This is a genomic window from Pseudomonas sp. KH_050, assembly GCF_057838875.1.
On the sequence record NZ_CM174478.1, the window covers coordinates 2,050,001 to 2,073,658 of the forward strand.

Here is a 23,658-nt window from a genome sequence, read left to right on the forward strand (position 1 = left end):
AGAAAGCGTAATAGCTCACTAGTCGAGTCGGCCTGCGCGGAAGATGTAACGGGGCTCAAACCATACACCGAAGCTACGGGTATCACTTAGGTGATGCGGTAGAGGAGCGTTCTGTAAGCCTGTGAAGGTGAGTTGAGAAGCTTGCTGGAGGTATCAGAAGTGCGAATGCTGACATGAGTAACGATAATGGGTGTGAAAAACACCCACGCCGAAAGACCAAGGTTTCCTGCGCAACGTTAATCGACGCAGGGTTAGTCGGTCCCTAAGGCGAGGCTGAAAAGCGTAGTCGATGGAAAACAGGTTAATATTCCTGTACTTCTGGTTATTGCGATGGAGGGACGGAGAAGGCTAGGCCAGCTTGGCGTTGGTTGTCCAAGTTTAAGGTGGTAGGCTGAGATCTTAGGTAAATCCGGGATCTTAAGGCCGAGAGCTGATGACGAGCTAACTTTTAGTTAGCGAAGTGGTTGATGCCATGCTTCCAAGAAAAGCTTCTAAGCTTCAGGTAACCAGGAACCGTACCCCAAACCGACACAGGTGGTTGGGTAGAGAATACCAAGGCGCTTGAGAGAACTCGGGTGAAGGAACTAGGCAAAATGGCACCGTAACTTCGGGAGAAGGTGCGCCGGTGAGGGTGAAGGACTTGCTCCGTAAGCTCATGCCGGTCGAAGATACCAGGCCGCTGCGACTGTTTATTAAAAACACAGCACTCTGCAAACACGAAAGTGGACGTATAGGGTGTGACGCCTGCCCGGTGCCGGAAGGTTAATTGATGGGGTTAGCTAACGCGAAGCTCTTGATCGAAGCCCCGGTAAACGGCGGCCGTAACTATAACGGTCCTAAGGTAGCGAAATTCCTTGTCGGGTAAGTTCCGACCTGCACGAATGGCGTAACGATGGCGGCGCTGTCTCCACCCGAGACTCAGTGAAATTGAAATCGCTGTGAAGATGCAGTGTATCCGCGGCTAGACGGAAAGACCCCGTGAACCTTTACTATAGCTTTGCACTGGACTTTGAATTTGCTTGTGTAGGATAGGTGGGAGGCTTTGAAGCGTGGACGCCAGTCTGCGTGGAGCCAACCTTGAAATACCACCCTGGCAACTTTGAGGTTCTAACTCAGGTCCGTTATCCGGATCGAGGACAGTGTATGGTGGGTAGTTTGACTGGGGCGGTCTCCTCCTAAAGAGTAACGGAGGAGTACGAAGGTGCGCTCAGACCGGTCGGAAATCGGTCGTAGAGTATAAAGGCAAAAGCGCGCTTGACTGCGAGACAGACACGTCGAGCAGGTACGAAAGTAGGTCTTAGTGATCCGGTGGTTCTGTATGGAAGGGCCATCGCTCAACGGATAAAAGGTACTCCGGGGATAACAGGCTGATACCGCCCAAGAGTTCATATCGACGGCGGTGTTTGGCACCTCGATGTCGGCTCATCACATCCTGGGGCTGAAGCCGGTCCCAAGGGTATGGCTGTTCGCCATTTAAAGTGGTACGCGAGCTGGGTTTAGAACGTCGTGAGACAGTTCGGTCCCTATCTGCCGTGGACGTTTGAGATTTGAGAGGGGCTGCTCCTAGTACGAGAGGACCGGAGTGGACGAACCTCTGGTGTTCCGGTTGTCACGCCAGTGGCATTGCCGGGTAGCTATGTTCGGAATAGATAACCGCTGAAAGCATCTAAGCGGGAAACTAGCCTCAAGATGAGATCTCACTGGGACCTTGAGTCCCCTGAAGGGCCGTCGAAGACTACGACGTTGATAGGTTGGGTGTGTAAGCGCTGTGAGGCGTTGAGCTAACCAATACTAATTGCCCGTGAGGCTTGACCATATAACACCCAAGCAATTTGTTGATCCCTGAATTGGAAACAAAAAGGGGCGCCAGATTGCGGTGTGTGAAGACGCAACAGTCGAAAGTTTGCACCACTCACAAAAGCAGCACAAATCTATTACATACCCATTCGCTGGAGCGTGATCTCGCAAGAGAAGACGACCCGGCTACCGAATTTCTTGACGACCATAGAGCATTGGAACCACCTGATCCCATCCCGAACTCAGCAGTGAAACGATGCATCGCCGATGGTAGTGTGGGGTTTCCCCATGTGAGAGTAGGTCATCGTCAAGATTAAATTCCAAAACCCCTATCTGCATCTGCAGGTAGGGGTTTTGTTTTTGCGCGCGATTTGTAGGCGTCCAGCTGGTTCGCGATGGCGTCCTCGAGATCGCCATCGCAGCAATCGAGCGTCGACCGGCTGCTCCTACAGTTCGCTATTTCAAATTCATTGCTTGCCTGAGCTCGCATTCGAAAGACAGTGCGCGAAACTTTGAAAAACGGCTGTTGGAAATTCCCGAGATTGTTACCTGTCATAACGTTTCCGGGCGATATGATTTTTTGCTTGAAGTGGTGGCCAAGGACCTGGAGTCATTTGGCGAGTTTGCAAGAGAGGTTCTGCAAACATTGCCCGGAGTGAAGGAGATGTATTCGAGCTTCTCGTTCAAGTCGGTAAAGCAATCCAGATTTATTCCTATACCTGACCACTGACAGTGGGTCAGCGTTTCCCCCCCTTCAGCCTTTGAAAATGGCCCCGTCGTTTGTATCGGATGGCCATTGCTTAACGGCGATAGCTACCAGCCATAGAGCATGACGCAGCGAAACGGCGATGGATCTTTACGGATCTGCCGCCGTTTTGCTGATTCAACATCCGCTGCGCCGGGAAACCCGATCAGTGGATTTGCGTACAAACAGCGGCGCAAAGCAGGTTTTTTCCGGCGGAATGTATCTGCGTGTATCCAGGCGCCAGCTGGATACCTGGTGATCTAACCGGCGGTAATTTTCGACACATTCGGGATACCTCAAGGGCATTCAATAGGCTCCATCGAGGCAATGCGACACGCCTCGGCTCCATTGAGAGATCAACCTATTGAAGACCCGAGGAGTGACCATGAACTTGAAAGCCTTCTACGCCGAAGTGGGCTGAATCTCCTGTCGTCCATTTCCCTTCCAGCCTTGCTTTGAAACCAGGATGAATCCCATGAAAAACCTTAAAAGCTATTTGACCTCGATCGTATTTTCCCTGGCCGGCGCTGCGGTCCATGCCAATGCCGCCAGTGAAAACCATCGCTGTGACAGCGGCATCTGTTTCCAGCTGACGCCATTGGCGGGCAGGGGGGCATTACCGGTGCTGGCAGAGAACGGCTTCAGCAGGTATGCCGCTGAAGAGCCAGGGCCAGGTTTGAAATGACTGAATGCCACGCAGTTGAATGCTGATGGCTGCTCCTGAAACAGATAACCCGGCGAAAGCCGGGTTTTTAATGTGTCTGCCAGAGCTACGTCTTCGCGGCATCTCGGGATGTGTGGCGCTCGCCGAAAAGATCGCAGGCTGCGCCAGCTCCTACGCCGACCGCGTGCACCTGCAAGGGTAGGGGTGTCTGCAATCCTCCGTAGGAGCTGCCGCAGGCTGCGATCTTTTGATCTTGCGATGGTGGTGTCCGCAGAAAAGATCGCAGGCTGCGCCAGCTCCTACGCCGACCGCGTGCACCTGCAAGGGTAGGGGTGTCTGCAAACCTCCGTAGGAGCTGCCGCAGGCTGCGATCTTTTGATCTTGCGATGGTGGTGTTCGCAGAAAAGATCGCAGGCTGCGCCAGCTCTTACGCCGACCGCGTGCACCTGCAAGGGTAGGGGTGTCTGCAAACCTCCGTAGGCGCTGCCGCAGGCTGCGATCTTTTGATTTTGCGATGGTGGTGTTCGCAGAAAAGATCGCAGGCTGCGCCAGCTCCTACGCCGACCGCGTGCACCTGCAAGGGTAGGGGTGTCTGCAATCCCCTGTAGGAGCTGCCGCAGGCTGCGATCCTTTGATCTTGGCGGTGTCAGCAGAAAAGATTGCCGTTTGCTAGCGAAATGCAGCCGCTTCAGCGTGTTTGCCGACGCCAGCTGCAGTGTTCCAGCAGCGCATCCAGGCTCAGTTTGCCGGCGCCCGTGAGCAGCAGCGGCAGGAGTGCTGCGAGATAGATCAAGGGCAGTTTGAAGTTGCCGTGGCCTTTGTTGCTGATGGAATAACCCTGGGCCAGCTCGCTTAAGGTCGACCAATCGGCTGGCCAGTGAACGGCGGCGGTCGCCACCGCCGTGACCACCATCAAGACGAGGGCCGAGAAACGTGTTCCCAGACCCACCAGCAGGGCGATGGCGCAGATCAACTCTGCCCACAGCGACAGTTCCCAGTTCAACGCGGCCGGAACATGGTTAAAGGGAAAGGGAAAAGCGTTCTGAATGTCCGCGAACCAGTTTTCACCGTTCCACTTTTCCAGTCCCGACTCGAAAAATTCCCAGGCCAGAAAGACTCGCAGGCTGAGCGGCGCGATCCAGCTGCCAACTCGATCAAGGTTAAAGTGTAGTCCCTTCAAGGTTGATGAGAGGTTGGTGTGCATGGGCTTGAACTCCGTTGAACCAGTGAGGTGCTGGACGCAGGCACTGCGCCCCGAATCGACAGGCGTAGTTGACCGTGCCGGTGTATCCGGCGTGTGTCTGTCGAGGGAGCTAAAGTGGAGCTGATGTGTCGCGATGGCAGCTGTACACAGTGTGATACATACTCAGGGTCCGCCTTCGCGCAGGATTGCGCTTCCCATGAGCGGGCGAGGTAGACTCGGCGTCTCTAAGGAAAGAGGAACACCCCCATGGTGACGCCGAACTCGCAAGGCAATCTGCGGGGCGACGCTCGTCTCATCAATCGGCACGGGCTTTACGTCGAGGATCAGGACGTCTTCAGCATAAAACCTAGATCCAGCATCGACGGTAATTCACGGTACCGCCGATGCAGGAGGCTGTTGCGAATGACCAACACGGCCGCTATCGGCCATCGATCGAATACTTGCCCGCACCGGTAACAACCAACAACAGCATGCCGCCCATGATGCTGAGGTTCTTGAAGTACTGGATCGTGTTGGCCGCCCGTTGCGGTTCGACCATCGTCCAGAAGCGATGCGCGATCAGTATGGTACCGAGTACGAACAAGGCAAAGAGAAAGGCCAGCGGGCGGGTATAGAAGCCCAGCACGAGCAGGATCGCGACAAAGAACTCCATGATCACTGCAATGGCTGCGGCAACCATGGGCAAGGGCGCGCCGAGTGAGGTCATGTAGCCAACCGTGCCGTCGAAGTTGGTCATCTTGTTCCAGCCAGACATGATGAACAGAATCATCAACATAATGCGTGCAAGCAGGATGATCTCGTTTCTCTGATTCTCGAACAGGGTATATCGCATGGTGTTCCACCTGTGGACGTTAGAGAGGAGGCGCAAGCACGACGGGTCAGGAAGCCTTGCGCGGTAGGCTTAACACTAGCAGCTGATGGTTAATCTGCTCTTCAATGGTGCGTGTCACACCCGGAATTGAACCTCTTCGCTTATTCACTGCCACATGAGTATTCGCCGAATGTCTGCAGGAGGTAGCCATGCGCATGCTCGATCTGGCCGGAGTATCGGTCCCTGTCATTGGCCAGGGGACCTGGCGCATGGGCGAAGATCCGCAGCAGCGCGCCCATGAGGTGGCCGCGTTGCAATCGGGCATCGAATTGGGCATGAACCTGATCGATACGGCGGAAATGTACGCCGAGGGCGGTGCGGAGGAGGTGGTTGGCGAAGCGATCCGTGGCCAGCGGGACCGGGTGTTTCTGGTCAGTAAGGTCTACCCGCACAATGCGAGTCGCAAAGGCGTCCCCCGCGCGTGCGAGGCGAGTCTGAAACGCCTGGGTACCGACCATCTCGACCTGTACCTGTTGCATTGGCGCGGCCAGTATCCCCTTGAGGAAACGGTCGAGGCCTTCGAGCGCTTGCGCGAAGCGGGCAAGATCAGGCGTTGGGGTGTCTCCAATTTTGACGTGGCGGATCTGCAGGAACTGGCCTCACCGGCCTGCGCGACCAATCAGGTGCTCTACAACGTCGAACAGCGTGGCATTGAATTCGACCTGCTGCCCTGGTGGCAGCAGCACAACCTGCCGCTGATGGCGTACTGCCCGATTGCCCAGGGGGGAGAACTGCTGAGCAGCCCGACGCTCAAGCACATCGCCAATCGCCATGAGGTGACCACGGCCCAGGTGGCGTTGGCCTGGGTGCTGCGCCAGCAAGGGGTGATTGCCATTCCCAAGGCTATCAAGCTCGAGCATGTCCGGTTGAATGCCGCCGCGGCCGGATTGACGCTCGACGCAGAAGACTTGCAGGCGATCGACCGGGTGTTCTGCGCGCCTAAACGCAAGCATCCATTGGCGATGGTCTGAACCAACCCCCGAGCCTTGAGGTGTGCCGAGATGAGAAGCACCGACAGCATCGATCCGTTTTCTCTGCAGCGCTTCGTGCAAGCGCAGAACCCGGTTTTTGATCGAGTACAAGCCGAACTGCGCAACGGCCACAAGCGCAGCCACTGGATGTGGTTTGTCTTCCCGCAATACGCCGGCCTGGGGCACAGCGACATGTCCAAATATTTCGCCATTACTTCGCTGGAAGAGGCCACTGCGTATCTTCAGCATTCGCTGCTGGGTCCACGCCTGGAAAGCTGTACCCGCTTGGTGACGCAACTGCAGGGGTCTTCGATCCAGTCGATATTCGGAACGCCGGATCACATGAAGTTCCATTCCTGCATGACCCTGTTCGACCTCGTCGCGGCCGATGGCAGTATTTTTCGTAGCGCGCTGGACCAGTATTTCGCCGGCCATGCCGATCAGCGAACGCTGTCGCTGGTCTAGCGGATCAATTGTCCGGTGTCAGCCTTGCCGACGAAGTCGGCAAGGCTGTGCGTTACCCGAAGCGATTATCGGGCACGGTTCACCAAAGCCTAGGCTTGGTTCATTACATAACGGCCTGGAGCGGGTTCCAGAGGCGGGTAATTGTCAGTGCCGACCTGCTTCACCACAGCCTGACGCTCACCGGCGTGACCCGCCAGCCAGGCGAACCAGTCATTCCACCAGCTACCGGGATGCTGTTCGGCATTCTTGAACCAGGTGTCGGGGTTTTTCGTGACCCGATTGTTGGTCCAGTAATGGCGTTTCTCCTTGGCGGGAGGATTGATCACCCCGGCGATATGCCCGGAAGCGCCCAGTACAAAACGCTTGCTCCCGGAGAGCAGGTTGGTCCCGGCAAAAGCGCTTCTCCACGGCACGATGTGATCGTCATGGGTGGCGAGGAAGTAGGCGGGCGCGTCAATCGCACTCAGATCAACCTTGACTCCAGCGCACTCCAGTTCGCCCGATTTCAGATCGTTCTGCAGATAAGTGTGGCGCAGGTACCAGCAGTACATCGGGCCGGGAAGGTTGGTGCTGTCGTTGTTCCAGAACAGCAGGTCGAGCGGGATCGGCTTTTGTCCCTTGAGGTATTTGTCGACGTTGTAGTTCCACCACAGCTCGTTGGGGCGCAGCAGCGAGAAGGTATTGCCCATGTCCTCGCCCTTGAACACGCCGACGGGGCCATTCAGGCCGCCGATGGTGCGCTCTCGGTAGGCGACCATTTTCTCGTCGACGAAGATGTCGATGGGGCCGGTGTCGACGTAGTCAAGGAAGGTGGTCAACAGGCTCACGCTGCCGATCTCTTTGTCGCCGCGTGCCGCGAGTACCGCCAGCGCAGTGCTCAACAGCGTGCCACCGATGCAGAAACCCACGCAATTGGGGCGCGGTTGGCCACTGATTTCCCGAGTCACTTGCAGGGCCTTGATCACCCCGTTCTGAATCAGTTCTTCCCAGGTAGTGCCGGCGGTCTCTTCGTCAAAGTTGCGCCAGGACATCATGAACACCGGATGTCCCTGGTCCAGCAGATGGCGGACCATCGAGTTGTCCGGGCGCAGGTCAAGGATGTAGTACTTGTTGATCGACGGCGGTACGACGAATACCGGGCGCTGGTACTGGGTTTCACTTTGCGGGTAGTACTGAATGAGCTGGAACAGTTCATTCTCGAAGACCACCTCGCCGGGGGTGTTGGCCAGGTCGACGCCAACCTTGAAGGCGCTGCTGTCGCACTGACGCATCTTGCCTTCTTTCATGTCGCTGGCCATGTGCAACAGACCGCTTAACAGGCTGGCACCCTGGGTCTGGACGATACGCTCGAGCGCATCAGGGTTGCTGGTCAGGAAATTGCTCGGCGCACTGGCGGCGATGGCTTGCTCGACCAGGTAGCGCAGGCGCTGGCGCGGCTTCTGATCCTTGATCAGCAATTTATCGAGCAGTTTCAGCATAAAACTGGAGTTGAGCAGGTAAAAGGCGGCGAGGGAGCCGAAAAAGGGCTCGCTCCAGTTGCCGCTGGCAAAACGTCGGTCATCGAAGCTGAAGGGCTTGCCGGTCAGCAGCTGTTGGCCGAGTTGGCCCCACTGGACCTGGTAGTCGGCCTGGAGAGTGTCCAGGGTTTCACCCGGCAGGTCGAACCAGGCGTTGTGATCATGCCCGGAAAACCACGGATTGGTGCTGACCCACAATCGCAATTGTTGCACCGCAAAGGAAGCGATGAAGGGCACCTGGCCTGACCAATAGGTGTTGAAGGTTTGCGCATTGCTGTCCATAGAGCTCCTTGCCCACGCAGATAAGCAGGGCAGAAAAAAAGCCGCGCCGCGCCGGAGTGCGGCGCAGCGACAGTAGGTAAGGAGGGCAGTACTGTTGACTCCAGCCAGATGCGCGGAGCGAGGATTCCAGACCCCGCGCAATTGGTCGTTGATCAGGCGTTGACTAGCGCTCGATAGCCAGGCCGACGCCTTGTCCGCCACCGATGCACAAGGTCGCCAGACCCTTCTTGCCATCACGACGGACCAGTTCGTGCACCAGCGACACGAGGATCCGTGCACCTGACGCGCCGATTGGATGGCCGAGGGCGATCGCGCCGCCGTTGACGTTGACCTTGTCGGTGTCCCAACCCATCTCTTTGCCCACCGCCAGCGCCTGGGCGGCGAAGGCTTCGTTGGCTTCGATCAGGTCCAGGTCGTCGACGCTCCAGCCGGCCTTTTGCAGGGTCAGGCGGGTAGCCGGGACTGGGCCGATGCCCATGATCGATGGGTCGACACCGGCGCTGGCGTAGGCTTTGATTCGTGCCAGTACTGGAAGACCCAGCGCTTCTGCTTTAGCGGCACTGGCCAGCAACAGCACGGCCGCGCCATCGTTGAGCGTCGAAGAGTTGCCAGCGGTCACGCTGCCGTCTTTCTTGAATGCCGGCTTGAGTTGCGCCAAGGCTTGGGCGGTGCTATCGACACGCGGCTGTTCGTCGGTGTCGAAGACCAGCGGTTCGCCCTTGCGCTGAGGAATCAGGATCGGCGTGATCTCGCTCTGGAAACGCCCGCCTTCGATGGCCGCGGCAGCCTTCTGTTGCGAAGCGGCAGCGAAAGCATCCTGTGCTTCACGGGAGATCTCGTACTTCTGCGCCAGATTCTCAGCGGTGATGCCCATGTGGTAATCGTTGAAGGCATCCCACAGACCGTCCTGGATCATGCTGTCCTGCAGTTGCGCATGGCCCATGCGCAGGCCGGTGCGGGCCTTGGGCAGAACATAGGGAGCCAGGCTCATGTTTTCCTGGCCGCCAGCGATGATCAACTCGGCGTCGCCGCAACGGATCGCCTGGACTGCGAGCTGGACCGCCTTGAGACCGGAGCCGCAGACCTTGTTCAGGGTCAGGGCAGGGGTGGTATGTGGCAAACCGGCCTTGACCGCAGTCTGGCGTGCCGGATTTTGCCCTGCGCCGGCAGTCAGTACCTGGCCGAGGATCACTTCATCAATTTGCGCAGCGTCGATACCCGTCTGCTCCAGCAGACGACGAATCACTGCAGCACCCAGTTCGGTCGCGGGAATCGCGGCCAAAGCGCCTTGAAAACTGCCGATGGCGGTACGAGTAGCGGCAAGGATTACGACTTCGTTCATGCGTGACCTCATTGAATTAGACAAGATTCATCGAACAGGACCAGGGCATCCATGCCCTGATGGGGTTACTGCATGTTCATGCCGCCGTTTACCGAGAAGTCGGCACCGGTGCTGTAGGCAGATTCATCGCTGGCCAGCCAGGCCACGATCGAAGCGATTTCTTCAGGCTGACCAAGACGGCCGACCGGAATGCCGGCAATCATGCCGTCCAGAATGTCTTTGCGGATTGCCCCGGTCATGTCGGTCTGGATGTAGCCCGGGGAGACGGTGTTGACAGTCACGCCCTTGCCGGAAACTTCCCGAGCCAGTGCCATGGTGAAACCATGGATGCCGGCCTTGGCTGCCGAGTAGTTGGTCTGACCGAACTGGCCACGCTGGCCGTTGATCGACGAGATGTTGATGATCCGCCCCCAGCCCTTGGACAGCATGCCTTCAATGACTTGCTTGGAGGTGTTGAACAAACTGTTCAGGTTGGTCCCGATCACCGCGTTCCAGTCTTCCGGGGTCAGCTTGCGGAAAGATGCGTCACGAGTGATGCCGGCATTGTTGACCAGTACGTCGATTGGGCCGAAGTGTTCCCGTACCATTTCAAAGGCTTTGCGGGTCGATTCCCAGTCGGTAATGTCGGTTTCGACGCATTCGAATTGATAGCCAGCTGCCAGTTGAGTTGCCATCCAGGCGTCTTTTCGGCTTGAATTTGCACTGCAGCCGACAATGACTTTGAACCCTTCCTTGAACAGGCGTTGGCTGATTGCTGTGCCAATGCCACCCATACCACCTGTTACCAATGCAATACGACCAACCGACTTCATACGCGCCTTCCCTTTGTTTTGCGTTGCAAGATGTGAAGGATTGTTCGGGATTGGCGGGAACAGAGGAAGTGTTTGAAGGTGACTGATTGATGTCCTCCGGTGCCATGGTGGCATTGTGCTCTTGCACTAAAAAAAAACTGAAACGTTCAGCGGCTATACTGCCGCTCAGGACTTAAAACTAAACGAAGGGTTCACATAGGTTCAACATGGTTTATATTCATTCGCACAGGTCAATAATGGCTCTAGACAGGATGTTTGGTTCCACAAGTCATTGAGGACGCTATGTATAGAATGAGTTCAGGCTATGCCAGCGTGCTGGCAAATACGCTTTCGGCCCAAGGACTGGATGTCGCCAGTCTGAGTCAAGAGGTCGGACTTGATTTAACACTCGCGGATACACCAGGATCATTCTGCGAGCGAAGCGCTATCTACCGTCTATGGGATCTGGCGGCTCAGGCCTCCGGCGATTCGAACATTGGATTGAAGGCCTACGAAAACTTCCATCCGGGTATTTTTCAGATCGTTGGCTACACCATGATGTCCAGCTTGAACCTGAAAAAGGCCCTCGAACGCCTGGTTCGTTTCAGCCCGTTGATCGGCACTGGCTTCAGCATGTTCTTTGTCCAGGAGCAGCAACATTTCCGCCTTGCCGCGCTTGATCATCAGCAGCGGGGTTCGATCAAGCCCCGGCAGTACACCGATGCCAGCCTTGGTTCGCTGCTGGGTTTCTGCCGCTGGCTGACCGGCGGTAAGTCGCCGCAACCGCTGAGTATCGAATTCACCTACCCCGAACCTGAAGACCTTTCGGAGCATCATCGGCTGTTTGGCTGTCAGCTGCGTTTTGGGGCGGCCTATGACAGCATTCTGTTCGATGGCCAGGAGCTTCTGCGCCCGTTGAGCATGGCCAACGAGAAATTGGCCATGCTCCATGACAGCTTTGCCGAAGCCCAGCTGGAACTGTTGTACGGCTTCACCATCGTGTGCAGGATTCGTGCATTGATCACCGAGCGCCTGAGTCAGGGGCAAGGCCAGTGTGATATGGAGTCGATTGCGGCCGCACTGAATCTCAGCAAGCGAACGCTGCAACGGGCGCTCGAGAAGGATGGCACGCAGTTCAAGGATGTCCTCAACGATGTGCGTCGGCAGTTGGCCGACTTCTACCTGCGCCATTCCCATTTCAATATGAAGCATGTGACTTACCTGCTCGGCTTCCACGATCACAGCAGTTTCCACAAGGCCTGCATCCGCTGGTTCGGCATGACCCCCGGTCAGTATCGAGTCGATGAGTCGTCGTTTCGGATCGGGCAAGCAGTGCCGGTCTGACCCGGCACCGGCACGGGGGGATCATTGCGGCTTGGTCCTTTTGACGGCTTTTTTGCCCTTGCCCTTGCCCTTGGGTGCTGGCGCTGTATCCGTGGTGGCGGGGGCAGGCACCAGCACCGGTGGTTCAGTTGCAGCGATCGGTAATGTCACGGCCGGAGGGTTCCTGGCAGGGGCAGGGGCAGCCACTGGCACCGGTGGCGGTGTTGCAGCGTCTGGCAATGTCACAGCTGAAGGATTTTTGGCAGGGGCAGGCACTGACACCGATGGCGGTGTTTCAGCGTCTGGCAATGCCACGGCTGAAGGATTTTTGGCAGGGGCAGGCACTGACACCGATGGCGGTGTTTCAGCGTCTGGCAATGCCACGGCTGGAGGATTTTTGGCAGGGGTGGCCACTGGCACCTGTGGTGGTGTTTCAGCGTCTGGCAATGTCACGGCTGTAGGGTTCTTGGCCTGGGATTTCACTGGTGCAGTGGTGCTGGCCTTGGCGCGCTGAATCTTCGGTTTACTGGTTTTGGCTTTGACAGGCACCACGCTCGGCGCGACAGGCGCGGCTTGTTCGACCTCTGGCGCAGCGACTTCTGCTGGCGGCGCCGCCACGATCGGCGATGGCTTCAGCGCTGTCGGCGTCTGTTGGGCATCGGCTTCACTGGACGGTTGGCTCAGGCTGAAACCTGGCAAGGGAACTTCGAGCAGCGCGTGCAGCTCGCGCCAGAGGTCGCCTTCAACGCCAGTGGTCAGCAGTTCAGGCATTAACACCCCGACGGCGCAGAGCACCTGCTGGCGTGTCGCTGCGTCTGGAAGCAGCAGGGGCAGGGTGCGCAAACTTTCTTGCGGGTGGGCAAACACCAGCAGGTTCTGCAAGCGTATGGCTTCGCGAAGAGCAGCGGGCTCGGCGCTGTAGTCCTGGACCAGGACATGCACCTGCTGGATCAGTTGCTCGATACTGTCCTTGCCTGCCTGGTCGCTGTCGCGGGCCAGCAAAAAGAGAATCCGCACCAGGGCTTGCAACGGGCCGCCTTCGGGCAGCGCCGTCTGCAGGCGTTCGATCAGGGCCTGATCCTGCAGCTCGGCATGTTCCTGGAGATTGCGCCCGGACGGGTTGCCGCCAAGGCTGCTCAATGCGCCATAAACGCTGTAGAAAAACAGCTCCTGAGTGGCGTCACGCACATCGCGAAAAGCGTCCAGTGCGTCCTGTATCTGATTGGAGAACAGTGCCTGCCAGGCCAGCAACGGGTTGTCCTGGGCTGCGGGGCGACGTTCGCTGCGCACTTGGCGGGCACTGCCTGGCAGCCACCAGAGTGCCGGGTTCAGGCTGCTCCACCACACCCGTTGTTGATGGAAGGGATGGGCCCTGCGTATCAGTTCGGCAGCCGGCTCGTTGATCAGCTGACGCAGCCATGGACGGACGAAGCTGTCGTAAAGCCTGCTGTTGATTTCCGAGGCGCGCTCTACCAGGGCGAATTCGCGATCGTCATCGCGCGGTGGCTCGCTATCAGCATGGATATCGGCGATTTTCCTCGCTTCGAAACGCACGCGGTATTTCGCGTCTGCCGCGCTGCCTGGCGGGGCAGGCAGATCGTCGATCAGCAGTTCATACAGCCCGGCTGGCAAGGCATTGATGGCCTCGACCGCGCCGAGCAACTCACGATGTTCGCGTCGGGCGACCTTGCCGGAAACGAAGATCCCCAGGTGACCGATGCTGGCGTGCCGCAGGTAGACGATGGTGCGCCCGGCGTCATGCAACGCAAGATCGCTGGGATAGACATCGGTGATCCAGTTCAGCGCCTGTTGCGGTGGGGTGATGTTGTCCCCATAGGAGCAGAACACCACCACCGGTACTTCGATCCGTTTCAGGTCAAGCCCGCTGCTCTTGCGCCCGAGACCGCCAGACAGCTGGTTGCCGATGAACAGGTCGTCGACGATCATCTCGATTTCTTCGCCATTGAGCAGCGTCGGGCTACTCCACCAGCGTTCGAAGTCAAGGAAGCGCGCAGCCTCGCTGTCGATCTGGGTGAACAGCTGGTAGTACTTGCCCCAATAGGTGTTGGCCGGGTCGAGGTTCTCGAAATTGCTGACCAGCCAGGTACCGTCGAAGCGGTCGTTGCCCAGGTCGCTGCCCAGGCGAGTCATCCAGCCGCCACCCAGCAGGCCACCGGTATAACGCATCGGGTTGCGTCCATTGACCCCGGCCCAGTACGACAAAGGCGCGCCGTTGACGATGATCAAGCCCGGCAATTCCGGACGGGTTGCCGCCAATCCCATCAGCGCCCAGCCGGCCTGGCAATTGCCGATCACCACCGGTTTGCCGCTGTCGGGATGCAGGGCACTGACCCGTTCGATGAACCGGGCCTGGGCTTCGGAGATATCCGCCAGGGTTTGACCGGGGGCAGGTGCGTGACTGAAAGAAATGAAATAGGTCGGGTGGCCGGCTCTGAGGCTTTCGCCGAGCACCGAATCCTGTTTGAAGCCGCCAATGCCCGAGCCGTGGCCGCCGCGTGGATCAATGATGATCACTGGCTGGCTGTTGCTGTCGACTTTCTGCCCTGGCCGGGGAAGGATTCGCAACAATGAGTAATTGACCGGGTGCGGCAGGTGGGTGCCGGCGATCAGCGTTTCATGCTCGAACTTGAGCAGCAACGGATACCCGGCGCTTTCATGGGCCAGGGTATTGTCGCCGCGCTGGCGCAGGGTGTCCCAGAACAGCACGCTGCGTTGGCTGAGGTCGGTGAAGTATTCCTGCCAGTCCTCGGGTGTGGGGTGTCTGAGTTGACCCTGGCTTAAAGGCGCGAAGGTCTTTGCCTGGCGCTGCTGCACGGCGTCAAGGACGTTCTGGGTATTGAGGCGCTGCAGATGATTCAGGTGCTGAAGCAGTCCGCGCGGTGAGGAATGCCCTTCATCTTGCGATGCAACAATATCTTGCTGGCCCATAGTGCTCTCCTGACTCCATACATGGGAAGCGGTCTGCCCGGGCTCTTTATCAAGGAGGCTTGGCTGGCCGTTCGATGTGATGGAGTTTATAGCGAATAGAGGGGGGAGGAGCAAAGTTTATTTTGCGGTGCAAAATAAAAAGGTTGCCAAACACTTTTGTGCACTGCAATATCAAGGCTAACGCGATGACCGGCAGGATCGCTATCGCGCCTTCAGGCCCACGTCGGCCTTCCAGAATCAGGAGTTTCAACATGACTTTTTTTAATTCGGAAAAACTGCAAAGCGCTCAGAAAGCCAACCTCGACCTGCTGCAGCAAATCAGCGGCAAAGTCTTCGCCAGCGTTGAACAGCTCAGCCAGCTGCAGTTCCAGGCATTGCGCACCGCCACCGAAGAAAACTTCGACGGTGTTCGCAAGCTGCTGGCGGTACGTGATGCACAAGGTTTTGCCGAGCTGCAGGCTTCCTTTATCAAGCCTAATGTACAGGCCGAACGCTTGGCCGAGTTCAACCGCCAGGTGCAAGCGCTGATCGTCGGCACCCAGTCGGAGATCGCCAAACTGGCCGAAACTCAGGTTGCGGCGGGCACTCAGCAGGTTCAAGAGTTCGTTGAAGCGTTCAGCAAAAATGCTCCTGCTGGTTCCGAGCCAGTTGTAGCAGCATTCAAAACGTCGCTGGCCAATGCCGGTACCGTCTTTGAAAGCGCCCAGAAAGCTGTGAAACAGGCTACTGACGTTGCCCAGAGCAATTTCGAAGCTGCCAGCAAAGCCGCTACCGACGCGACCGCAGCGGCTGGCAAAGCCGCTCCGGAAGCAACCAAAGCATCAAGCGGCAACAAGTAACACCGTCTAGCAAGACCCGGCCGCAGGCGATGGATTCCCTTCCATCGCCTGCGGTTTTTTTTGCCTGGCGGATGACGGTTTACCCAGGCATCAGGCCGCTACCAGCCGCTTGATCCACTCCAGCAACACGCCGGGCAACAGCTCAGGTCTGGGCAGCAAGGCATATTGTCGCGCGCCGAATACCGCAGGCAGGTAGTTCGCCGCCTGGCAGTCAATGGTCAAACAGAAGGGATAGATGCCTTGCAGTTTGGCTTCGGTCACGGCCTGGCGCATGTCTTCCACGCCATAGCGGCCCTCGTACTGGTCAACATCGTTAGGCTTGCCGTCGGAGATCAGCAATAGCAGGCGGTGGCTGGCGGCTTCACGCATCAGCAAGGTGCTGGCGTGACGGATGGCGGCACCCGCCCGGGTGTAGCGTTCCGGTTCGAGTGCGGCAATGCGCCGACCGACCTCGGTGCTGTAGCGCTCATCGAATGCCTTGAGCATCCGTACCGTGACCCTCTGCGGCCCTTCGCCGGAGAATGCCAGCACGCTATAAGGTTCGCCCATGCTCTCCAGCGCCAGGCAGACCAGCAGCAAAGCCTCGCGTTCGACGTCAATGATTCGCCTATGGTGGGAGATCCAGCCGTCGGTGGAACCGCTGACGTCGATCAGCAACATGATCGCCATGTCGCGCCGGGTCCGGCGCTGGCTCTGATACAGCGCCTGGGGCATGTCCAGGCCGGCACGGGCCTCGGCACAGCCGTCGATACAGGCTTGCAGATCGATATCGTCGCCATCCAATTGTTTGTGCAGCCTGACGCGGCGGGCGCGCAACCTTTCAAATTGCTGGCGGATGGCATCGAGCATTGAACGGTGAGTTTTCAGGGTTTGCTCGACCCATTGCTGCGGGCCTGGCTGGGCAACACACAGCTGCAGGGTTGCGCCTGGATCGCGGTAGGCCTGGCTGCGGTAATCCCATTCGGGGTAAGTGATCGGCCCGTTTGCCGGGTTCTGCGCGCCACGTCGAACGTGAGTTTGCGGCGGGTCGTCGCAGAGCAGCACTTCCTTTGGCTGACCTGGCGTGACCACCAGCCGGGCTTCGTTCAACTCTGACAGTGAATCGGCGAAATCAGCCGCGGGAATTTCCGCGTCCCGGTCTGCAGGACGCTGCATGCCCATGGGGTCTTCAGCATGTTCCAGCGGCTGGGCCGGTTGCACCATCCACAGGCCCGGTTGCTGATCCTCGTCTTCGTCTGCACGGGCTTCGCGCACATTCGGTCGGCGCGGGAGGCGGGCGCTGCGGGGCAGGGTATCGGCGTTGTCGATTTCGCCCGGCAAGCCCGGCAACTCCTCACGCGTTGTCGGTGAGCGCAGATCGCCGGTCCAGGCATCGAGCAACAATCGATGAGCGCCAGGCCGTTGCGGTTCGTCGAGCGGTATCAGACGTTCCGCAAGGGCTGCTGACTGGCGCAGTGAGTCGGCCGTTGTGGCAGGTATCGACAGGCCCTCCAGCGACTGAGCGCATTCACTGCGCAGCAGCAAACGAAGGAAACTTTCCAGGGGCCGGCGCTGGCTGGGGAAAACGTCGAGGGGCGGGCGGGCGGCCAAGGCATGTTTGCGCAAGCCGTGGATCGACGCCGCCAGCCCCGGCAACTGGCGGACCAGATCAGTGTCGGCAGCCCAGGCTTCGAGGAGCTGATAGAGGCTGCGCTGCAGCGGGTTGTCGATGGCGGACAACGCCGCGGCACTGCCACGCCGGGCGCGCATCGCCTGCTGCAAGGCGAGGGTCCGGTAACGTTCCAGGGCGAATGGCGCATCGTCGTCGTCCAGTTGCCCCGGCAACCAGATATGCACGCCATCGGTAGCCGGGACGGCGCTGTGCTGGCCGGGTTTTTCCTCGGGCACAAAAAGCTTTTTCAGCAGCGTGGGCGGTGACGGCGGTTGCGCGACTCGCAGCGAATAATGGCTGCCGAACACCGCGTTGATCAGCAGGTCGAGGCGTGGCGCGACATCCTTCAGGCTGACTGTTTTCGCATGGTCCGAGGGGCCCTGGTGACGGCGCCACAACGCCTGGGCATACACCGTGGCATGCCGCGCGACATCGGTGATCAGGTCCTCGGCTTCGGCCATCTAGATGAACGTCAGGTCGACGAGGTCGCGCATGGCGGCAACCAGCACCGCGTCATCGGACAGCGGCGAGATCAGCGCCGCCCGACAGGCGGCGGGGGCGGCAATGCCGCTGGTGATCAGGCGTGCGGTGGCGATCAACAGGCGAGTGCTCGGAACCTCCGCCAGCCCGCGGTCCTGCAGGGCACGCAAACGATGAGCGAGCGTCACCAGGGCGTGGGCGGTGGCGTAGTCGGTTGCGCCTTCATGGATGACAATGGCGATCTCGCGATCGGCCGGCGGGAAGTCAAAATCCAGTGCCACGAAGCGCTGTCGGGTGCTCGGTTTCAGATCCTTGAGGATGCGTTGGTAGCCGGGGTTGTAGGACACCACCAGCTGGAAGTGGGGAGAGGCGTCGAGGATCTGGCCGATCTTGTCCAGGGGCAGAATACGTCGGTGGTCGGTCAGCGGGTGGAGGACGACTATGGTGTCCTGCCGTGCTTCGACCACCTCGTCCAGATAACAGATCGCGCCTTCGCGCACCGCGCGAGTCAACGGCCCCTCCGCCCAATGGGTGCCTTCATGCCCGATCAGGAAACGCCCGACGAGGTCGCTGGCACTCAGGTCGTCGTGACAGGAAATGGTGATCAGCGGGCGCTTGAGGCGCCAGGCCATGTGTTCGACGAAGCGGGTCTTGCCACAGCCGGTCGGCCCTTTGAGCATGATCGCCAATTGCCGGGCATGGCATTGTTCGAAGATCGCCACCTCGTCGCCCGAGGACTGGTAATACGGTTCGGCTTCCCGCAGTGCGGGTTCGCCGCCGGCCAGGCACTGCGTCGTCAGCGAGGGATCCATCACAAGCTTGCGCTTGACGCTTGAGGTGTGACCGCGGCCGGATCGACTTCATCGATACTGAAATCCGGCGCATGCCGGAAGAAATCGTAGATGAACAACCCGACACCCAGAGAGAACATCGACGCGGTCGCCACCAGCATCAGGAAATGCACCTGGATCTTCAACTGCACGTCCAGATAGCCCATGCCGAGGATGCGCTCGAGGTAGACCTGGGCAATGCCCGAGGTGGCGAATGACAGGGTCATGCCGAACATCCCGCCCAGCTGCAGCCAGAACGCCCAGTAACCGATGGCGCTTTCCTCCACCGGGCGTCGAGTCATGCCTGGCAGGGCATACGTGATCATCGCCAGGATGATCATGGCATAAGCCCCATAGAAGGCTGCGTGGCCGTGCATGGCAGTGATCAGGGTGCCGTGGGTCCACTTGTTGACGTCGGGGAAGGTGTGGGCCAGCCCCAGCAGGCCGGCGCCGAACATGGTGAACACCGCGCTGCCCAGGGTCCAGTGCAACGCCAGTTTGTTGGGATGAGAGAGACCGGAGCGGCGCATCGCGTTGTAGGCATAGACGGCCATGCCGATCAGCGCCAGCGGTTCCAGCGCGCTGAAGAAGCCGCCAAGCGGCAGCCAGTAATGGGGTACGCCGATCCAGTAATAATGGTGTGCCGTGCCAAGGATGCCGGCGATGAACACCAGGCCGACAATCACGTACAACCACTTTTCCATCACCTCGCGGTCAGCGCCGGACAACCTGATCAGCAGATAGGCGAGAAAGCCGCCCTGGATCATCTCCCAGACACCTTCGACCCACAGGTGGATCGTCCACCAGCGGTAGTAGATCGACACGATGTAGTTCTCGTAATGCAGCAGCGCCGGCAGATAGAGCAGGGCGGCGCTGGCCAGACCCAGCAGCAGCACCCCTTCGGTGGCGGTAAAGCGCCCGGCCTTCTTGATCGTCATGCCGATGTTGTAGAGGAACATCAGCATGCAGATCACAATCACGATCTTGTGGGGCAGCGGCTGTTCGAGCAACTTGTTCCCGGTGCCATAACCGAACAGGTAGCCAAGGACGGCGGTGACGCCCATGGCCGTCCACAACCCGAGCTGGATATAGGCCAACCGGGTGCTGTACAACTCGCCGCGGGATTCGTCCGGCACCATCCAATAGGTCGCGCCCATGAAGCCGGTCAGCACCCAGACGATCAACAGGTTGGTGTGGATGGCCTTGGTGACATCGAAGGGCAGGAAGTTCAGCAGTGGGTCCGGCCCCAGGTACTTCGCCGCCGAGAGCAGGCCGAAGACCAGTTGCAGGCCGAACAGCACCATGGCGACGGCGAAATACCAGTAGGCGACGGATTGAGATCTGTAGCGCATGGTCATCCCCTGCAGTTACTGGAAGGAAGCCAGATAGGCGACCAGTTGATCGATCTGTTCGGGTGTCAGCGATTTGCCGAAGGTGTCCGGCATGAAGGACATGCCGTTCGCGGAAAACATCGCGCCCGGATGCAGGTAGGCGCTCGGCGTGACAATGGATTCGCGAATGAAGCCTTCGGCGTCCTTGGCGTTGCCCTTGTAGTCGGGGGAGGCGATGACTTGTTTCGCCCGGCTGGCCAGTCCGGCGAGGGTTGGCCCGGCCAGGTTGACCCCGGGGGCAATAGAGTGGCAGGCGCTGCAGACCGGCGAGGCGGTGCGAAACAGCGCCTCGCCCATGGCGATCGGATCTTCCTTGCCGGAAACCGGGCGAGCAGCGGGTGGCAGCAGGCCACCGGACTCTTTGGCTTCGGAAACGTTCTGCTGCGCCACGGTGAGGTCCGTGCCGGGAATCGACGCACCGGTGACCAGAATCGGTCGCGGTGGCCAGCCCTGATTGTCGACCTTGCTCACCCAGTCGAGGAACGCGATCAGGTCGGCAATTTCGCCATCGGCCATATTCAGGTTCGGCATCAGTCGGCGATGGCGCTGCTCGTCGTAGAACTTCGAAGGGTCCTTGAGGAAGGCGGTGAGGTAGGGGGTGCCGCGCTGCTGGGAGATCTTCGTCAGGTCCGGGGCGTAATAGGCGCCCTCACCGAACAGCGTGTGACAGTTGATGCAATTGTAGTCGTGCCAGACATCCTTGCCGCGGGTGACTTGCGGGGTGATCTGCTCGGCATTGGTCAGGGTGGGAAACTGCCGGTGACTGTCGACCGTCAGGCCAAGAAATACCACCGCGGCGATGGCCGTCGATATCAGCGCGAACGAGCGTGTTTGACGTTTGTTCATTGCGAACTCTCTATACGCCGATGCCGGTCCAATAGGTGATGCCGATAACTCCGGCATAGACGACCGCGCCGACCATCAGCGCGAGAACTGCGAAGCTGGCTATCTTCAAGACCTTTTGCACGGCTGCCTCCCGGGGGTGAAAGTGCAGTTGTAAAGTTCCTGGAAAACTGCTCTGTAGGCGCGGTTAACGCGGTCGAAAGAGCGTGAGCAATACAATCGAATCCGCCACGGCGCGTAGTTCATGCAACACGCCTGCCGCCACGTAGATCAAGTCGTCTGGCCCCAGTGGCTGCCAGTCGCCATCAGTCTTTACTTCGACGGCGCCCTTGAGGCAGTGCAGAGTGAACGGGCCGTCCAGCGCGTGTTGCGGGACGGCTTTTGCGGCGTTCAGGACGAGGCGGATGACCTCGATTTCTGGTGCACTGACAATGGCCAAGGATCTGGTTTCGGGTATTTGCGAATAGGCGCTGTATATATTAACGATCTCACCCGACTTCGCATGTTTTAGTGCCATGGTTACAGTTCGTCAAGTTGAGTAGGCTTGAGAGTAGTAGGCTTTGCATAACTGTCAAGAAAATGGAAGAAGTTGAACCTGTTGTATTATTTATGTAACAGATGAAATTGAAATGATCGTGGGGCAGGGGGTTAGTGGGGTGAATAAATAAAATAGAATAATAAAAGAAGCCGGCTGCACGTGCAGCCGGCTTCGTTTGTTAGTCAGGATGACTCACTTATCGTCTTTTTTCGGTCCGCCGCCGGGCCCTGGCTGGCTGGGCGGGCCACCGAACAGACCGAAGAGGTTCTGAGTGTTCAGGTAGAGGGCCTTGGACTGGTCGACATACTGACGCATCAAATCCTGCATGACCGGCGCCTGCTTGTGCATGAACTCGCTCCAGGCCTCGGAGGACTGCGCGCCGGTTTGCGACTGGACGTCGATGACCGTCTGGATGCTTTTATCCAGGTAGCTGCCGAGGACGCCCTGGTAGGGGCCGTAGAACTGGATGATCCCCATCAGCATCTCAATGGAGAATATCGGCTCACCGCCACTTTCGGCTTCCAGAATCACCTGCAGCAGGATGCTTCGGGTCAGGTCTTCGCCAGTCTTGGCGTCGACTACCTCGAAGGGGATTTTATCGACGACCAGCTGCCGTATATCCGCCAGGGTCAGATGACTGCTGGTATGCGTGTCATACAGCCGGCGATTCGGGTATTTCTTGATCAGACGGGTGGTCCGACTGTTATCTGTCATGCGGGGCTACTCACAGCGAGCCTGATTTACAGGCATCTTAACCTACTATGAGCACGGCGGCGGTTTGGTGTTGCGGGAGGGGGCCGTCAGCTTTCGGCAGCGTTGTGAAAGACGCTGTGGGTGCAACCCGCGAGGCCGGAAGTCAGCGACGCGGGTTCCCCTTTGGAGACGCGAAGTGCGCTTACCAGATCGGCAGGCTATAGCTGACGATCAGGCGGTTTTCATCCAGGTCGCTGCCGAAGTTGCTCGAGCGCACCGTGGCGTTGCGCCATTTCACCCCGAGGTTTTTCAGCGTGCCGCTCTGGAACACATAACCGATGTCGGTATCGCGTTCCCACTCCTTGCCCTCGGGGCGATTATTGCCCAGGTCGATATCGGAGCCGTTGATGTAACGGGTCATGAAGGTCAGACCGGGAATGCCGATCGCGGCGAAGTTGTAGTCGTAGCGGGCCTGCCAGGACTGTTCGTCCTTGCTGGCGAAGTCGCCGATCTGCACAAAGTTCACCAGGAATGCATCGCTGCCGTTGACGTAGGCGAAGCCGGTGTCACCGCTCATTTGCTGATAGCCGAGGCCGAGGGCGTGACCACCAAGGTTGTAGGTGAACATCGCGCCCAGCGCCCGGTTGTCGACGTTGCTGCCGCCATCGTCGGTGGAGCGGGCAAAGCGCAGATCGCTCTTGAACGACTGCCCCTGGGCGACCGGCAAGACATAAGTCAGGTTGACCATATGCTGGCTATAGATAGTGTCCAGATGGCCGTAGCTGTAGCCGGTATTGAGGTTGCTGTTCCACTTGTAGTTCAGGCCGGCGAAATCGAAGCTGTCACTGCTGACGTGGCGGGTGCGGATGTTCTTCACGCCCGTGGTGGTGATGGCCATGTCCTGATAATCCGAGGAATCGCGCTGGTTGACCTGGGTCAACCGGCCGGCGTCCAGGGTCAAACCTTCGAGCTCCAGCGAAGTCAGCTGGCCGCCCTTGAAGGTCTGTGGCAACAACCGCGAGTCGTTGGCCAGAATGGTCGGCACCTTGGGCTGCAAGGTGCCGAGTTTCAGCACGCTTTTGGAGGCACGCAACTTGGCGGTCAGACCCAGTTCGCCGTACTCGTCCTGGGCGCCCCTGGAAGCATCGCGGTGGCGTTTGAGCAAACCGGAACCGGCACGATCGGGGCTGGAGTCAAGTTTTACCCCGACCAGGCCGATGGCGTCGAAACCCACGCCCAGGGTGCCTTCGGTGAAGCCCGACTCGTAGCGCAGCAGGAAACCCTGCGCCCATTCCTCTTGCCTGGATTGGGCGGCGTTGTCCTGGCGATAGTCGCGGTTGAAATAGAAGTTGCGCAGCTCCAGGCCGGCCTTGCTGTCCTTGATGAATTCGGCGCTAGCCGGTGCCGAGAGGCCGATGACGCCGCCGGCCAGCAGCAGCCGGGTAACGCGTGTGCGGGTGTTACGGTCCATG

At 58.8% G+C, this 23,658-nt stretch carries 18 protein-coding genes, 2 rRNA genes and 1 pseudogene (1 of these 21 running past the window's edge); 8 read left to right on the plus strand and 13 right to left on the minus strand.

Annotation, left to right across the window (positions count from 1 at the left end; translation table 11 throughout):
• From AC3IUA_RS09465 to AC3IUA_RS09480, 4 genes and pseudogenes are all read left to right on the plus strand, one after another.
• Positions 1-1,816: ribosomal RNA gene (locus AC3IUA_RS09465) — 23S ribosomal RNA — on the plus strand; it begins 1,076 nt to the left of the window's first position.
• A gap of 178 nt (positions 1,817-1,994) precedes the next feature.
• Positions 1,995-2,110, plus strand: a 5S ribosomal RNA gene (gene rrf, locus AC3IUA_RS09470).
• A gap of 165 nt (positions 2,111-2,275) precedes the next feature.
• Positions 2,276-2,527: pseudogene (locus AC3IUA_RS09475) on the plus strand (Lrp/AsnC ligand binding domain-containing protein); the annotation flags it as partial.
• Positions 2,528-3,017: 490 nt separating this feature from the next.
• Positions 3,018-3,227 carry a hypothetical protein gene (locus AC3IUA_RS09480; RefSeq protein ID WP_489360288.1) on the plus strand — a complete coding sequence of 70 codons (210 nt, stop codon included), beginning with the start codon at positions 3,018-3,020 and terminating at the stop codon, positions 3,225-3,227.
• Between the two features lie 667 nt (positions 3,228-3,894).
• Here AC3IUA_RS09480 and AC3IUA_RS09485 read toward each other — a convergent pair.
• Together AC3IUA_RS09485 and AC3IUA_RS09490 are read right to left on the minus strand one after the other, a co-directional pair.
• Complete coding sequence (locus tag AC3IUA_RS09485) at positions 3,895-4,410, minus strand: HvfX family Cu-binding RiPP maturation protein (protein ID WP_489360290.1); 516 nt, start codon at positions 4,408-4,410, stop codon at positions 3,895-3,897.
• A 418-nt stretch (positions 4,411-4,828) separates the two neighbouring features.
• The gene (locus tag AC3IUA_RS09490; protein ID WP_489360292.1) at positions 4,829-5,242 is read right to left on the minus strand and encodes a DoxX family protein; all 414 of its coding nucleotides are present in this window, start codon (positions 5,240-5,242) and stop codon (positions 4,829-4,831) included.
• Positions 5,243-5,430: 188 nt separating this feature from the next.
• Between AC3IUA_RS09490 and AC3IUA_RS09495 the strand changes: the two genes are divergently transcribed.
• Positions 5,431-6,252, plus strand: coding sequence for an aldo/keto reductase (locus tag AC3IUA_RS09495; RefSeq protein ID WP_489360294.1), 822 nt, complete (start codon positions 5,431-5,433; stop codon positions 6,250-6,252).
• A 30-nt stretch (positions 6,253-6,282) separates the two neighbouring features.
• Entirely contained in the window at positions 6,283-6,717 is a 435-nt protein-coding gene (locus tag AC3IUA_RS09500) for a DUF1810 domain-containing protein (protein WP_489360296.1), read from the plus strand.
• A gap of 89 nt (positions 6,718-6,806) precedes the next feature.
• Here AC3IUA_RS09500 and phaC read toward each other — a convergent pair whose 3' ends face one another.
• The 3 genes from phaC to phbB form a co-directional block, all read right to left on the minus strand.
• Complete coding sequence (phaC, locus tag AC3IUA_RS09505; protein ID WP_489360298.1) at positions 6,807-8,516, minus strand: class I poly(R)-hydroxyalkanoic acid synthase; 1,710 nt, start codon at positions 8,514-8,516, stop codon at positions 6,807-6,809.
• Positions 8,517-8,679: 163 nt separating this feature from the next.
• Entirely contained in the window at positions 8,680-9,858 is a 1,179-nt protein-coding gene (locus AC3IUA_RS09510) for an acetyl-CoA C-acetyltransferase (RefSeq protein ID WP_489360300.1), read from the minus strand.
• Between the two features lie 65 nt (positions 9,859-9,923).
• Positions 9,924-10,670: an acetoacetyl-CoA reductase gene (gene phbB / locus AC3IUA_RS09515; protein ID WP_489360302.1), complete on the minus strand. Its 747-nt coding sequence runs from the start codon at positions 10,668-10,670 to the stop codon at positions 9,924-9,926.
• A 282-nt stretch (positions 10,671-10,952) separates the two neighbouring features.
• Here phbB and AC3IUA_RS09520 point away from each other — a divergent pair, with 282 nt between their 5' ends.
• The gene (locus AC3IUA_RS09520) at positions 10,953-11,993 is read left to right on the plus strand and encodes an AraC family transcriptional regulator (protein ID WP_489360304.1); all 1,041 of its coding nucleotides are present in this window, start codon (positions 10,953-10,955) and stop codon (positions 11,991-11,993) included.
• Positions 11,994-12,014: 21 nt separating this feature from the next.
• Here the strand turns inward: AC3IUA_RS09520 and AC3IUA_RS09525 are convergent, their stop codons facing one another.
• On the minus strand, positions 12,015-14,921 hold the full coding sequence (locus AC3IUA_RS09525; protein WP_489360306.1) for a DUF3141 domain-containing protein: 2,907 nt from the start codon (positions 14,919-14,921) through the stop codon (positions 12,015-12,017).
• Between the two features lie 251 nt (positions 14,922-15,172).
• Here AC3IUA_RS09525 and phaP point away from each other — a divergent pair, with 251 nt between their 5' ends.
• On the plus strand, positions 15,173-15,760 hold the full coding sequence (gene phaP / locus AC3IUA_RS09530) for a TIGR01841 family phasin (RefSeq protein ID WP_489360308.1): 588 nt from the start codon (positions 15,173-15,175) through the stop codon (positions 15,758-15,760).
• Positions 15,761-15,850: 90 nt separating this feature from the next.
• On the opposite strand, the gene AC3IUA_RS09535 is transcribed toward phaP, so the two are convergent.
• From AC3IUA_RS09535 to AC3IUA_RS09565, 7 genes are all read right to left on the minus strand, one after another.
• Complete coding sequence (locus tag AC3IUA_RS09535; RefSeq protein WP_489360310.1) at positions 15,851-17,872, minus strand: nitric oxide reductase activation protein NorD; 2,022 nt, start codon at positions 17,870-17,872, stop codon at positions 15,851-15,853.
• Positions 17,873-18,703 (minus strand): CbbQ/NirQ/NorQ/GpvN family protein, encoded by an 831-nt coding sequence (locus AC3IUA_RS09540; protein ID WP_489360312.1) that lies wholly within the window; start codon positions 18,701-18,703, stop codon positions 17,873-17,875. It abuts the gene before it with no gap.
• Positions 18,703-20,073 (minus strand): cbb3-type cytochrome c oxidase subunit I, encoded by a 1,371-nt coding sequence (locus AC3IUA_RS09545; protein WP_489360314.1) that lies wholly within the window; start codon positions 20,071-20,073, stop codon positions 18,703-18,705. The genes AC3IUA_RS09540 and AC3IUA_RS09545 overlap by 1 nt, the downstream gene beginning before the upstream one ends.
• Before the next feature lie 15 nt (positions 20,074-20,088).
• Positions 20,089-20,958, minus strand: a complete 870-nt coding sequence (locus AC3IUA_RS09550; protein ID WP_489360316.1) for a c-type cytochrome — start codon at positions 20,956-20,958, stop codon at positions 20,089-20,091.
• 184 nt (positions 20,959-21,142) lie between these two features.
• Positions 21,143-21,472 carry a cupin domain-containing protein gene (locus AC3IUA_RS09555; protein ID WP_489360318.1) on the minus strand — a complete coding sequence of 110 codons (330 nt, stop codon included), beginning with the start codon at positions 21,470-21,472 and terminating at the stop codon, positions 21,143-21,145.
• Between the two features lie 213 nt (positions 21,473-21,685).
• Complete coding sequence (phaR, locus tag AC3IUA_RS09560; RefSeq protein ID WP_489360320.1) at positions 21,686-22,207, minus strand: polyhydroxyalkanoate synthesis repressor PhaR; 522 nt, start codon at positions 22,205-22,207, stop codon at positions 21,686-21,688.
• A gap of 181 nt (positions 22,208-22,388) precedes the next feature.
• Positions 22,389-23,657 carry an OprD family porin gene (locus tag AC3IUA_RS09565; RefSeq protein ID WP_489360322.1) on the minus strand — a complete coding sequence of 423 codons (1,269 nt, stop codon included), beginning with the start codon at positions 23,655-23,657 and terminating at the stop codon, positions 22,389-22,391.
• Between the last annotated feature and the right edge of the window lies 1 nt (position 23,658).

Excerpts from the sequence above, each read along its gene's own strand:
- AC3IUA_RS09540 (WP_489360312.1), bottom strand. The coding sequence starts at position 18,703 with ATGGATCCCTCGCTGACGACGCAGTGCCTGGCCGGCGGCGAACCCGCA.
- AC3IUA_RS09510 (WP_489360300.1), bottom strand. The coding sequence starts at position 9,858 with ATGAACGAAGTCGTAATCCTTGCCGCTACTCGTACCGCCATCGGCAGT.
- AC3IUA_RS09520 (WP_489360304.1), top strand. The coding sequence starts at position 10,953 with ATGTATAGAATGAGTTCAGGCTATGCCAGCGTGCTGGCAAATACGCTT.
- AC3IUA_RS09545 (WP_489360314.1), bottom strand. The coding sequence starts at position 20,073 with ATGCGCTACAGATCTCAATCCGTCGCCTACTGGTATTTCGCCGTCGCC.
- AC3IUA_RS09555 (WP_489360318.1), bottom strand. The coding sequence starts at position 21,472 with ATGGCACTAAAACATGCGAAGTCGGGTGAGATCGTTAATATATACAGC.
- AC3IUA_RS09565 (WP_489360322.1), bottom strand. The coding sequence starts at position 23,657 with ATGGACCGTAACACCCGCACACGCGTTACCCGGCTGCTGCTGGCCGGC.
- phbB (WP_489360302.1), bottom strand. The coding sequence starts at position 10,670 with ATGAAGTCGGTTGGTCGTATTGCATTGGTAACAGGTGGTATGGGTGGC.
- AC3IUA_RS09525 (WP_489360306.1), bottom strand. The coding sequence starts at position 14,921 with ATGGGCCAGCAAGATATTGTTGCATCGCAAGATGAAGGGCATTCCTCA.
- AC3IUA_RS09495 (WP_489360294.1), top strand. The coding sequence starts at position 5,431 with ATGCGCATGCTCGATCTGGCCGGAGTATCGGTCCCTGTCATTGGCCAG.
- AC3IUA_RS09490 (WP_489360292.1), bottom strand. The coding sequence starts at position 5,242 with ATGCGATATACCCTGTTCGAGAATCAGAGAAACGAGATCATCCTGCTT.
- AC3IUA_RS09535 (WP_489360310.1), bottom strand. The coding sequence starts at position 17,872 with ATGGCCGAAGCCGAGGACCTGATCACCGATGTCGCGCGGCATGCCACG.
- phaP (WP_489360308.1), top strand. The coding sequence starts at position 15,173 with ATGACTTTTTTTAATTCGGAAAAACTGCAAAGCGCTCAGAAAGCCAAC.
- AC3IUA_RS09550 (WP_489360316.1), bottom strand. The coding sequence starts at position 20,958 with ATGAACAAACGTCAAACACGCTCGTTCGCGCTGATATCGACGGCCATC.
- phaR (WP_489360320.1), bottom strand. The coding sequence starts at position 22,207 with ATGACAGATAACAGTCGGACCACCCGTCTGATCAAGAAATACCCGAAT.
- AC3IUA_RS09485 (WP_489360290.1), bottom strand. The coding sequence starts at position 4,410 with ATGCACACCAACCTCTCATCAACCTTGAAGGGACTACACTTTAACCTT.
- AC3IUA_RS09500 (WP_489360296.1), top strand. The coding sequence starts at position 6,283 with ATGAGAAGCACCGACAGCATCGATCCGTTTTCTCTGCAGCGCTTCGTG.
- AC3IUA_RS09480 (WP_489360288.1), top strand. The coding sequence starts at position 3,018 with ATGAAAAACCTTAAAAGCTATTTGACCTCGATCGTATTTTCCCTGGCC.
- phaC (WP_489360298.1), bottom strand. The coding sequence starts at position 8,516 with ATGGACAGCAATGCGCAAACCTTCAACACCTATTGGTCAGGCCAGGTG.